Below are 12582 nucleotides of genomic sequence, written 5' to 3' on the forward strand. Positions count from 1 at the left end.
TTAGACGTCATAGGGGGCATGATTGTTCCAATAGATATTGTAAACTGTCCGTTAGCACAATAAAGCCGCCATCTTGGCGGCTTTCGCTTGATATTGCGCTATCGTTTTCCGTTAGCGTAATCTATTTTAGGAGACAAAGGTCATCTAACCGACTGGTAAACGAGACCTATGGCTCCAGAATCAAAGGTCTTGTTTTCGATAAGTTTAAGATTGACCTTCTCCTTGAGACCTTGGAATAACGGCAACCCGCTGCCGATCAGGACGGGAGAAACCGTAATTTTATACTCATCGATTAAATCAAGCTGCATAAGGTGGTGTGCGATCCTAGGACTGCCGAGGATGACCATATCCTTGCCTGGCTGCTGTTTGAGGTTCTTGATCTCTTCCTCGACATCTTCTTTCACCAGTCTGGAATTGTTCCATTCGACTTTGTCCAGCGTCGTGGAAAAAACGATTTTGGCTGTCTTATCGATCCACTCGGCATGATTCCGTTCATGCTGCGAAGCTGATGGGTTCGAAGGCACAGATGGCCAATAACCGTGCATTAATTGATAAGTCCCTCGTCCCCAAATGACGGTGTCGGCAGTACTTAGAATTTCTTTCGCGTATTTCTCTAAATCACCATCGTAGGAAATCCAGCCAATGTCCATTGCACCGTTTGGCCCTTCTACAAAACCGTCAAGCGATGCGTGCAAAAATAGAACGAGTTTTCTCATTTTCAGTGCTCCTTTGTTCATGAGGGATGTCTACATTTAGTTACATTTTAGCACATTTCAGCTTGGATTGTTTCTTATGGATTGCTAAGCTAAACTGCCCGATAGCGTAACGAGACTGCCCTATCATTCACGTGGCAGCCTCGTGGGTGTTTTATTCAGCTAAAGTTCCGTTAGTTTAATGACTTGCTCATATTAAATGGGATTTCATTTTTATAAGCTTTTGTGTATTTCTTAATTAGTTCTTTTTTTGCTTCTTCATTGGCAATTAGAATGTCGCCGTATACAGGTACTAAGGTATTCCAATTCTCTTCCTTCAAATGTTTCGTTACAAATAAATATGATTGTCCCTCGTGAAGTAATTGGTCATTTTCAATTAGTATTAATTCATTTCTTTTGAATCCACCTTGTTGATTTACGATTACTGTACCGTTAAATATACCTTTTACATTATCAGAAACTTCCACTTTAAATTGAGTTTCAGGAGCTCTATCTAATGATTTAGTACCATCCTGTTTTATAACTTTACCGACAAATACATTATCTGCCCACCCGACAAGTCTGCGTGTATCGGTTACATCAAAAGAGTTGGATGATGCGATTGTTCTGACAACAGGATTTTCCGGGTGATTGTTTGTAAAGTAGTTAGGTGCAAAAATCGCTAAAGCAAAAGAAGCAGCTATTATAGTGACAATAACAAATAACCACCTACGTTTAAAATTTCTCATCTCTAATTTTGCTTCGGTTACCCCTATTTTACTTTTTTCATATGGAATTTCAATTGTATTCAGTCCTTGTTTAAATTTATTGCTCATCTACACCGTCTCATTTCCTTTCTATACGGACTTTATTAAAGCTCGGTATAAAACTGTTTCCACATAATCCTATTGATTTATACTTATGACTTGGAAGGTACATTCAATACGTGTGTGGTTTTATATTTTCAGTGCTACTTCCGTAGGAAGTTAAGTCAACCACTTAACGGCTTATTCATTGCAAGCATCCACCACGCTTTACTGCCCGTTTAATACACAAATAGGAGCTGCTGCAAAGCAGGCCCCTCTAATGGTCTTGAAATCACTGATAAAGATATCATTCATTCATCTGTATTCATCTCAGGGTCCCCTGAAAGCTGTATCATAACAACTTGCTTATTACTTAAATCAACGACTAATGTTATACAGTGGATAAAGGTTGCAAAGAACCTCAATGCTTTCGATTCTTTCAATTCATCTACAAGTGTCCAACCAGTTGGGATAAAGCCAAACTCCTCACCTAAGTCAAAATATCCCTTTGTGAAAAAATCCTGAATGTCATTTGTATTGTCAATAACATACTTATCTAACTCATTGAGTTTAACGGAGTAACGAGCAAGTTCTCTTTTTTTACCATCTGTCCATATACTCATGTCATTAGTTCTAAATAAGTCATGTATAACCTGAATTATTCCGTTATTCGTGCTGTCAAACATTTTTTTTGATTCTTCCTTAAGATATTGCATATTAATAACATCAATTTCATCTTCAACATAAACAATTTTTACATCTTCAAAATGAGGCGCAATGTCATTCATTATTAAATAACGAACAGTTTCATCTTTAGCAGAATAGACATTCATCATATTGTCCGCAAGAAGCGCACTGCCAGCAGAAAGCAATCTTGCTAATTCAGACATAGATGCAGGAGATTCAAGTGAAACCTTTTTTAAATTAAACCGCCTACCAAGAACTTGCTTCATACTTCTGTTGGTGGGGATAGTCTCCTCAATCCAATCAAACATTTTTACCATCCTATGTGTAGTTTCTAATTTTCTAAATTATACCATATAATTTCATCGCTTTAATAATTACTCATGGACTATGGTGTCTCATACTATTGTGTTAATCTGCCCGTTAGTGGAGTGAGCAGATACACGGGTCAAGTTCATTCGCGATTATGCGCATAAGTTTGTGTCGCCGGACAAGAAGATCCTATTGGGCCTTCTCCCTTGGCATTAATCTGTGAACCTGTACAGTTGTTCCCTTGTAAATGTCCATTCCGGGGATTTCAACTTCCCCTCGAACTCAGTGGAATACCAAGGATTCCCCTCCCCGTTATCCTCATTCTCCAGAATGTGTATGTCTTGCGCAGGCGTGTAGCCCTGAGCTAAGATAAAGAGCTTTTCACCGGTCTTGGGGTTCTGAGCCATATCCAATACGACGATTGCATGTCCCGGCGTGCCCCCTTCCAGAAACACATCTCCAGCCTGCATCTCTGACAGCGGCACCTGCTTCATTTCCTTCGACAAGGACAACGTTCCCGCGTACGCAAATACCATGTTCAGATAACTTCGAAAAACCTCGTAGCTGTCGGAGGCCGCTCCCCGTTTGGTCCATGAGACCTTGTTGCCGGATACATCAATCCGATTACCTTTCCTCCATGTTGCATAGTCAGCTTTAAAGCCATTTGTAAAATTGAAGTGAATCTTATCATACTTGCCACTGCCATACAGGTATTCCGCCCGTAGCCTCATAACCGCATCGGCGCACTGCTGCAGATCCCGCTCCCCTACATCCACATCGAGCACAGCTTCGTAAACCTCTTTAGCCTTAAGCTCCCCATTAAACAAATGTACCTTGGAGCCATGGGACTTCAGAGGCAGATTCCGCAAATAATCCCCATATGACGCATCCTCTACAGGAACCCTCTCATAACCGTTAGGGACGGCTATCCGTTCCATCACGTTTGTTCCTTCCGCATGAATCAATTGTTGTTTGTGGGATTTAGTTCCCGAAACAGCATCAGCGGCTTTCGACCGCTCCTCCCCTGCGGCGGAGCAGGAACTAAGCAGCAGCGCAGAAAGTGCAGTAACCGTTATCCATTTTTTCTTCAACAGCAGCAGCTCCGTTCATGGACCTTTGTCTATACTCTCTATCCATTGGAAAATAGAGGCGTCGTTAAATAGACGACCTCCGGAGCGAATAGTTGCTGCCTGAAGCCTGATCGAACAGAACTTTCAGCTGTGCAGTGCGGCTCCTTCCCTAACCGACTTAACGTCATATATTTCCATGTAGTAAAAACATTCATAATGAGTGCAAGTTGCTATTGGGAGAAAATTTTGAACAATAACAAAAAAATAAACCAGAGTGGTTGTCTGGTTTTAGAGTAATCAAATTTAAAATTAATTCTTGCCTTTTTTTGACTGAGAGAGCACTGAAGCAGCTAAAGACTTTGTTGTTGCAGAGTATTTACTACTTTGTAGAACTTTTGAAGCCTTTGAAGCCATACTGTCTGAAGATACTTTACTTTGCCCTTTTGCTGCCATAGCGGAATCACTTCTCTCATTGGAATTTTTTGGTACTACTCTAGTGTATATCACTATATATAGTATGTCAAATATCATAAAATACATCATATTGTATATTACGCATTGAATATTCAATGTGACATTGATGCCGCCTCCACTGGTAGTGTGGAATAGACTGGTGTCCAGAACTCGTCATCTGAACTAGAACTTTCAATAGTACTTAGCAAAGAACCCTTATTAAATGTCGTCTTTCCTTAAATTAATTGCTTATTCAGTATAAGTATCCACCGCGCTCTACTGCCCATTAGCTCAATGAAAATAAGGAGCAGTTGCCGCGGCAACGTTAGTTTAACAGTGTCTTTTAGTAGAAAATAAAAGAGACGCGTTAACGCGCCTCTATGAAACAAGGTATGAGGTAATTTAGTTAAAAGTAACTAAACTTCTTTTTGACTTGCTCCAACATCTCCTTACGGGTTTCATCTGTAGCTACTGTGGTTACTCCCCCAAACAAGAACTGCTCCACTACTACTTCGATACCGCAAAATTCGAAAATACCGCCACTAGAAGTTTTTTTAGCGATGTATTCATACCTTTCATTGAACGAAAAAAGGAGCTGCTTGGCGAGCTTCTCTTAGACAGGGTTAAGAACGACGATACGCTTTTTCATGGAGTCGAGTAATGCTTCGAAACAGCTTCTTCCCATCCTCGGGCAACCGATTAGTCTCTTCGAAGTTCAAATACATCGCCTTATAGGGCTCCGGCACCCAAATGTACTGATGAACATAAGCAGTGAGATGGAAACCGTTTGTTTCCCAGAAATGGATTCGCTGGCTGTTTTCCTCCGTCGGTTTGGATTCCACTTCGACGATGATCCCTTTGCAGCCCGCAACAGTGCGTGTCCATTGCTTGATACGGTCCAGCAATAGTCGGCCGTATCCTCTGCCACGAACATCCTTACGAACTGCTATATAATCAATTAGCAAAGCTCCAGCTTGCTGATCGATTCCGGTCAATGCCATCCCAATAATTTCTGAGCCCTGGGCAATTGTATGTAGCTGGCACATACGTTTTTCAAACATGTGACGAACGATATCGCGGCTTTTCTTGCCGTCAAGGGGAAACGCTTGCTCGTAGATTCGCTCTACTGCGTTCCAACTTGCTTCATTCCATTCATCGGTGATGTGATATTCCAAAGTCTCCAATGATGTTCACCACTTTCGGAATTTTAATCCATAAATATCCTATCTTCCATGAAGTATAGCACCTATAAGTAAAGATTACAGCTCGGTAGCTTTAAGACAAACAAGCGGTCCACAGGTGATCGGTTGCCTTCTCTCTGTTATAACTCTCGTTCCCGTTAGCGTAATGACCAACACTCTTATATATGATACGTCACCGCCCTGTCTGAAACGGCAAGTTTTGACGAAAACTTTGTAACATCTCGTACATTTTATTTTTTAAACTCGAAAGTGGCTTTTATGCCTTCAATGTCCTCCCACATAGATGCGTAATCAGCCGTCATCTTCTTATCACTTGGGTCGACCTGCACGTCAGTTGGGGTACTTAACGTATAAATCTTGTCTCCCTTTTCTCCTATCTTTGATATATGAATATTTTTCGCAAGTTCTGCCCCGTCTGTACTCCATTTCTCTTTAGACCATATTGTTATAGAAAATAGTGTCCCATTTTTATTTGCTTTGTAGACAAATCTAAGACCATCTCCATTTTCAACAACATCGTATTTCCCGTCCCAACTTTTGGGGATTTCGAGAATGAAATTGTATTTATTGTTTTCATAAACTATGCTCTCGGTATCTTTCGTTGGTTGTTGAGTTGTTGCTGGTGATGTTGTATTAGAAGTACCGACAACGACAGGTTCAGTTACGGGAATATTTGTTTTTGGCGTCTGTTCTTGGGTATTATTTGGAGATTGCGGTAGGACGTTATCTTTAGAACATGCGGATAGTGAAACGATAACAATACAAACCAAAAATAAAAGCTTTATTTTTTTCAATTTTAACTCTCCTCTTTGAGGTACTGAATTGGTATTGTATTTTTATTTCCAAATATTAGACGGACTTAGCTAAACAAAAGTTTCATTAACTACCTTCTCATAATTTCAATTCTCTTGCTGTGCTATACTGCCCGTTACTTGAGAAAAGGCAACCAATCCACCTGGACCGGCTGCCTTTTCATGTTGTTATTAACCTATAGTTATCCGTTAGTTTCACAACGGGTTGATATCTTTCAACAAACTTAGTCGTGTCCTGCATTACTAATATCTATAATTTCAGTGACTGTAAGAGTAACGGAAGAATAGTTTTTCAGTGAACCTACATTAACTATGACGGTTTGGATATCACCAGACTTCATCAACTGACCAGTACCATCTCCTTTTTCAATTAATTTTCCGTTTTCATCATAAAAAGACAATTTGAAATGTACGGAAGACAAAGGATAAGGAGAATCCTGAAGTTTAAGTTGTGCGGTTACATAATTTGGGTAATCATGCACGATTTTTTTCAATTGCAAATTTCCGATACTTACTCGATTTTCCTTTGGGTCTTTAATTAATAATCCGCTATCGGTTTGATAATACGATAGATGAATCCATGGAGGCGTGCTCCCCTCCGATTCTTGGTAAGTTACAGTCGCTCCCATATTTTCAGCAACCCAACGAAGAGGTACATATGTGTGACCAATATGATTCAAAACAACATATTCATTATTATCGACTTCTATGCTTTCCCCATTTAGCATGATTTTAACTGGAAACAAGTACGCTTGAATTGTATCAGAGGCATAAACGGCAGTTGTTGCTGTTAAACCAATTCCGCAAATTAGACCTATAACAAACTTTTTCAAATTCATCACTCCCGATATTAATTTCTAATGAATTAGACGTTGTGACAAGTAAAAAGTTTCCATTTAAATTGTAATTTTTTACATTTTTTATGAGTGTTATTCCACTCATCTGCCCTTTAGCTTAATCAAAAATCAACAAAGTTTAACATAACCTACGCTTAACGCCTCATTTACTTGCACGTTTACAGGGCGAGCAACCAAGGCTGAGCAACGCTTGTAAATCCTTCCACGTCTGAATAGACAAGCTGGTAAATGTCCTTGCCGCCTTGCTCCAACGTCATCTTGGCGTATCCGTGCTCGTTGACAAAGTCGATCAACTTATATTCGGCATGAGCCTCTCCCAGGAGCAAGCGCAACCGATCGTTCGCTAACTTCTCTAACGCGCCTGCATCCTCGTATGCGAGCGCTTGGTCTTTCGCCCCGCCGAAACCGGAAGCCATCAGCATCTCGCCGTTGTCCGGATCGATCCGCACGTCCGCGAATGCGCCTTCGTTCTGTCCTTTCGGCCGCAACATAAGCATCCAGATCGTGCGGCCGTTCGAGGCTTTCGCTTGTTTGGCCTCGCTGATCTGAAGCGTGCCCGTCGGCGTGCCATCCGCCGCCTTGAAGGCTGCGATCGCGGCAGTCACGCCCGGGTTAGAGGTAATCGTTGCCGTAATTGGCATGTTCTTATACACTCCGATGATAACGGGGGGAGTCAGGTTCGGCCCCTCGATATGGCTGACGACTTCTTCGTCCGCATTGCGCAAGACGGCTTGATCGCCGTCGTATCGCCATGGAAACCGATTGTTTTCCCATACGATTACGCCCGGACCAGGAGTTATTCGCTCGGTTAGCCCGGCGAAAACGGTCAGCTTATCTCCCGCCTTCAGTACCGTTCCCTCCGAGAATACGTAGCCTTCACGTTTATTCGTTCCCTCCAGTCCCCAGCCCGTTAGATCGACGTCGCGATTGCTCTGATTCTCGAGAACAGCTGTCTGTTTCCAGAAATCGACGCTGACGAGTGCGACTCCGTCTTCGTTGTTCGGCCGAGAATGCAAGATGTAATCTCCGTTTCCATCGGAAAGTACGGCATATTTACTGAGCTGTTTACCTTTGTCGTATGCGTCGCTCATGCTCGATTGGCCGGTGACTGTGACGTTCGTCGCGATTCGGGTGCCTTCGTTATCGAGCTTGTCTCCCAACGCGACTAACCAAGCTTCGTAGGTAAAGCCTTCGTAATTTTCGTCTTTATTCGTATCGCCGACGTAACGGTCGCGCGCCACGAGGTACAGCTTGGCTTCACCGAAGCTGCCGAACTCGATTTCTTCGTACACGACGGTGGTATGGTTGCCAATTAAGGGCGCGGGCGCAACCGTTAGATCCCCGGTAATCGGCGTGCTTCCATACTCGCACGGACATGGGTTGTGTGCATCGTTGGGTGCCATCACTTTCCATTTTACTTCTAGATCCTCTAGTGCAGATGCGTTATCAGAAGGGTTAATAAGTTTGACCGGTTCGTCGCTCCGCAGTTCGTCTGCAAGTGTTGCGACACTCGCCTGTGGGGCGTTGCCCTCGTTCTTCTCGTTGTCCGCGTTTTCCGACGTGCATGCTGCAAGCGCAATCGTCAGCGTTGCGACTGTACAGATTAAGCCAATTTTTTTATGTAATTTAGCGATTAGTAACATGGTCATTATTACTAAAACAACGTATACTCCTTTCTTCATAAGAACCCTCCTAATTTACAGTTTATTCCATTAATATGACGCATAAATCTCACGATAAGTTGCGTTATCCTGCCCGTTAAGCTAATACTTTATTTTCTTTCTACACTTGACCCTGTTGTGAGTCTTTTAATAACATGGATGTAAAACACTCTCCTCAATTTTTGAAACGCTAGCTAGTTAGTAGAATATCCCGTCTCTTGTGCTTTTTTTAATTGTAAACCGAATTATGAACCCCATCATTGCTTGATAGTGTTTGACCACACACATTTGAGGACCAACCCATGATTTCTACTGTAGTAGTTCACTTGGGTTTAAAGCGAGAACAATATTCTAAAGAAGACGACGAATTCTAGGGGAGGTCGGGTTGGAAATGTTTGCATCCTATCGAAAAAAGAAAAGGTACAAAGAAATTTCAAAGCTAACAGAAGAACTGAAAGCAATAAATGACAACAGAAATCTCGATTAGAAAAAGCGATATCGTCTAGTGTTAGATAATATTTCCGCTGTACAAAAACTATTAGCCCAAAAATAAAAATGACACTTCCCCTTGTCTGGAAAGAAAGTGTCATTTTTATTTATCTACAGGGAGGTGGGTGCAAAAGCAGGGGGAGCACATAGGGTTCTCTCATCCCATCGTTTCATACATCTGGTGGTTTCACCTACGTTTTATTTACGAACTTCACGTATTCGTGAAGTTCGCTAAACTATCGTACCCGTTACGACTGCTCGCTCACATATTCCATTCCTCTAGAGGTCATTTTATATAATTCAGGATTTTTGTTGGGTTGGTATACAATAAATTCTAGATGCTTATTATCAAAAGTCACAACACCATTCATGACCTGATTAAGATTTACGCTTTCAAATTTATTGCCGTTTACTTTTATTATTTCAGTTTCTGGAATCGTTCCTCCAGCGGATGTGATCAATTCTTTTTTACCATCACTATCGATATCATATTCTTGGCAGTATTTTTCCATTTGAATAAATGATATAGGGAAGCTATTTTCAATTTTAATGTAGTGGGTAATCGGGGCGGATGCTCCTTCTGATCCACGGATTTTAATGAGTGAAATGCCGTTGAAATAATTTCGGGAAATTTCGGTCTCGTCGGGATTTCCATATCCAATGATGCCCTCGATTTCGTAAATCTTGTCTCCAGTTTTAATACCAGCGTAGATGGTTTGAGATTCGCCACTCTTTTTGCTATATAGAACAACCGAAGCATCTTGTAGTTTTACTTCTTTAAGCTTCTTATTGACTACGTTCGTACCAATGGGTGATAGGCTAATAGTAGGTAATGTTACAGGCATATACTCTACTGGAACGATATTTTCTTTCTCAGGCTTAATGACAGTAGTTTCTTTTGTAGGTTCAGGTTGTGCGGATGACGTTATTTTTATGGTGGGTGGTTGTGATTGTTTTGGAGCGGTACAAGCGGTTAAAACTAAGCAAAGAAAAATCACGGAGAGTATCTTTTTTATAAATACTCTTAAATGGTTAAGATTGTTTGACATTTCGGTCCTCCACCCTCGATTTTTTGAACTTCCTGCATCATTTCATTTACTTGACCATTGTTTACAATTGGTTAGTTATGACTCTTCGTTGCTAAAAAAATATAGTTGTGTCCCTAATTTGTGAACTTGATTGACTTCCTTTGGAATCAATACATATTCTGACACTTTGTTGTTTCTTGTATCAATGATTTTCCAATTCTGATCAGGAAGATGGATCAAGTATTTGTCTTCCCCGATTTCATACAGAGACATCCACTCTTTAAATAATCCGAGAGAGGTTTCCATGAGTGGAGTTTGTTTGCCTGTGAACGGATCGGAACGAATCCATTGCTCCTTACCATTCACAGGTAGTTTTTGAATCCATAACGATTTCCCATTCGATAATTCAAAGATACGCTTATTATCGTCATCCGAAATCAGATGTTTTAGGTCCTCTTCCTTCTTCTCCCCACTGGCCAAATCTATTTTGTAAGCAGACCATTTAGGAGTGTTTTCCTGATCGCCATAAACTTCGTAATACATTTCGTCTTTTTTGACGATCCGATAACCAGGGGCAATGCAGGGTCCTTCGTAACAAGAAAAGCTGCCCGCGGATTGGATTTTCCTTGGTTGGCTGTCACTATAATCTGATAAAACGTAAAGATCATAGGTGAATCTGCCATTATCGTCGTGCTTACCCCAACCGATCACTGTCGTTTCTGATGTAGGATCATTGTCTAAGGAGACGATTCTAGCATTTTTTTCTTGATTTGGAGCTGCCCAAGTGACCTTGGTATTACCGCTAGGGAGGTCATAAAGCATCACATTGTTTTTTTGCAAATAGATCAGTGCATTGCCATTTGGGGACCATTTGGCAAGACGAATCTCGTCCATACCGAATGATTTTAATATTTTTCCATTCAAATCGATTACAGAATAGGCGTAAATCGAATGCATTTCATTGTCTCCCACTTCTGCTGCCAATCCATACTTCCCATTGGGGGATACATCAATTTCATTATAATGAATAGAGGAGGCAAACAAGCTATCCTTCTTTGAAGTTGCAAGGTTGATTCTATAAAGCGCCTGGGCAGGTGCAGGTTGAAAACGATGTTGTTTACCGGTTGAGAGCGTATATCCTGCTGTGTTGCGAACGCCGTTAAAACTCAATCCAACAGGAGCTGCATTTGCCTCATGCCTGAAATCTATAGAAAGAATAAAACTCCTATCATTCTCCCAGTCCAAACTTACTCCCTGAAAAGCATTGTTTTTGAGGTATTCTGTCAACTTGTGTTGAACGCTCTCCCGATTCACATCGTGCGTAAATTGGAATCGATACTTATATAACTTGCCTGGCTGTAAATGGCGAACTGTGTTCATCCCTTGTTCTAAATATGCGTCGTATTTCGCAATTTCCGGATCATCTTCAGATGTAACTGTATAATTGAACGGTTCGGTATAAAATAGGGTAACGATTTTCTCTTTTTGTCCGTCCATAGAAACGAAATGGATAAGGAGATCCTCTTTAGGAGCATCAATCAATTGCAGCAACAACGGAACTACGTTGGAATCTCCGGATTTTATCGGATCGACTGAAAAACGAACTTCCTTTTTTATATTCTTAGAAATGATCTTGATTCTATTAGGAAGTTCGGATATGACCTCTGGCGTCAAAGGCATCATCGTTTTCGGAAAAAACATGATGCCTACATCAGGCTTTGAAAAGAAAGGGGTCTCTTTGGCCGTATAATCGGACATAGATCCTTCAAAGATACGAATAGATTGAATGTCCTCTTCGATTATCCCATCAACAACCGATGGTATAGGTTTCATTGAAAAACTATCATTGGGTTCAGCAGTGCTTTGCTGAGTTGTGCCTTGTGAAACTGAGCCCTTGCTTTCGTTTGCCAATCGAAAGCCAATCCAACCTAATCCGCTTACCATGATGATGGCGATAATAACCGCAGCTGCCTTTTTATTTACAACCATTTTTATCTTACACTCCTCCTCAATATTTTTGGAGAAACTGATTCACCCGATGAAAACATAAAGGTCATTATTACTAAAATAACGTATACTCATTTTTTCATAAGAACCCTCATAATTTACAGTTTATCCCATTAATAAGACGCATAAATCTCATCATAAGTTGCGTTATCCTGCCCGTTACTTCAACAGGCTGACTATGATTCCGTCAGCCTGCCGACATAATACTAACGTTTCCCATTACTATTTAGTCTATTAAACTGCATTCCAGTTAATATCAATCCTGGTATATTAAAAATCATTGATAAGATTATTAGGGTTGTCCCAAAACGATTATCAGATATTCCATAATTTATTCCAATCCCCACCAATAAAAATACATTTCCTAGCATTAAGAGATTAAATCCAACTGACTTATTCATTATTTTCTCCTTTGAATATTCCATAAGTTTTCTGTGTTTCACAGTTTTGTTTTAAATTATATCATAATATGGGTTTTCGAAAATGTTATTCATACTTTACTAAGCGTT

General features: G+C 40.8%; 12 protein-coding genes. All 12 read right to left on the reverse strand.

What is annotated here, in order from left to right; translation table 11 throughout:
• Positions 1 to 140: 140 nt before the first annotated feature.
• Positions 141 to 716: a dihydrofolate reductase family protein gene (locus QFZ81_RS18300; RefSeq protein WP_047685646.1), complete on the reverse strand. Its 576-nt coding sequence runs from the start codon at positions 714 to 716 to the stop codon at positions 141 to 143.
• Positions 717 to 886: 170 nt separating this feature from the next.
• The gene (locus tag QFZ81_RS18305; RefSeq protein ID WP_307603890.1) at positions 887 to 1528 is read right to left on the reverse strand and encodes a hypothetical protein; all 642 of its coding nucleotides are present in this window, start codon (positions 1526 to 1528) and stop codon (positions 887 to 889) included.
• Positions 1529 to 1809: 281 nt separating this feature from the next.
• Complete coding sequence (locus tag QFZ81_RS18310; RefSeq protein ID WP_307603892.1) at positions 1810 to 2493, reverse strand: hypothetical protein; 684 nt, start codon at positions 2491 to 2493, stop codon at positions 1810 to 1812.
• 213 nt (positions 2494 to 2706) lie between these two features.
• Positions 2707 to 3585, reverse strand: a complete 879-nt coding sequence (locus tag QFZ81_RS18315) for a DUF4846 domain-containing protein (protein ID WP_307603894.1) — start codon at positions 3583 to 3585, stop codon at positions 2707 to 2709.
• Positions 3586 to 3873: 288 nt separating this feature from the next.
• Positions 3874 to 4017, reverse strand: a complete 144-nt coding sequence (locus tag QFZ81_RS18320) for a hypothetical protein (RefSeq protein ID WP_307603895.1) — start codon at positions 4015 to 4017, stop codon at positions 3874 to 3876.
• A gap of 623 nt (positions 4018 to 4640) precedes the next feature.
• Entirely contained in the window at positions 4641 to 5201 is a 561-nt protein-coding gene (locus tag QFZ81_RS18325; protein WP_307603897.1) for a GNAT family N-acetyltransferase, read from the reverse strand.
• A gap of 248 nt (positions 5202 to 5449) precedes the next feature.
• Positions 5450 to 6013: a hypothetical protein gene (locus QFZ81_RS18330; protein WP_307603899.1), complete on the reverse strand. Its 564-nt coding sequence runs from the start codon at positions 6011 to 6013 to the stop codon at positions 5450 to 5452.
• Positions 6014 to 6255: 242 nt separating this feature from the next.
• Positions 6256 to 6864 carry a stalk domain-containing protein gene (locus QFZ81_RS18335; RefSeq protein WP_307603901.1) on the reverse strand — a complete coding sequence of 203 codons (609 nt, stop codon included), beginning with the start codon at positions 6862 to 6864 and terminating at the stop codon, positions 6256 to 6258.
• Positions 6865 to 7046: 182 nt separating this feature from the next.
• The gene (locus tag QFZ81_RS18340; protein WP_307603903.1) at positions 7047 to 8570 is read right to left on the reverse strand and encodes a lamin tail domain-containing protein; all 1524 of its coding nucleotides are present in this window, start codon (positions 8568 to 8570) and stop codon (positions 7047 to 7049) included.
• A gap of 716 nt (positions 8571 to 9286) precedes the next feature.
• The gene (locus QFZ81_RS18345) at positions 9287 to 10087 is read right to left on the reverse strand and encodes a hypothetical protein (RefSeq protein ID WP_307603905.1); all 801 of its coding nucleotides are present in this window, start codon (positions 10085 to 10087) and stop codon (positions 9287 to 9289) included.
• Between the two features lie 75 nt (positions 10088 to 10162).
• Entirely contained in the window at positions 10163 to 12055 is a 1893-nt protein-coding gene (locus QFZ81_RS18350; protein WP_307603906.1) for a beta-propeller domain-containing protein, read from the reverse strand.
• Positions 12056 to 12279: 224 nt separating this feature from the next.
• On the reverse strand, positions 12280 to 12474 hold the full coding sequence (locus QFZ81_RS18355; protein ID WP_307603908.1) for a hypothetical protein: 195 nt from the start codon (positions 12472 to 12474) through the stop codon (positions 12280 to 12282).
• Positions 12475 to 12582 lie beyond the last annotated feature (108 nt).

The organism is Paenibacillus sp. V4I9 (assembly GCF_030817295.1).
In the GTDB taxonomy this organism is placed as follows: domain Bacteria; phylum Bacillota; class Bacilli; order Paenibacillales; family NBRC-103111; genus Paenibacillus_E.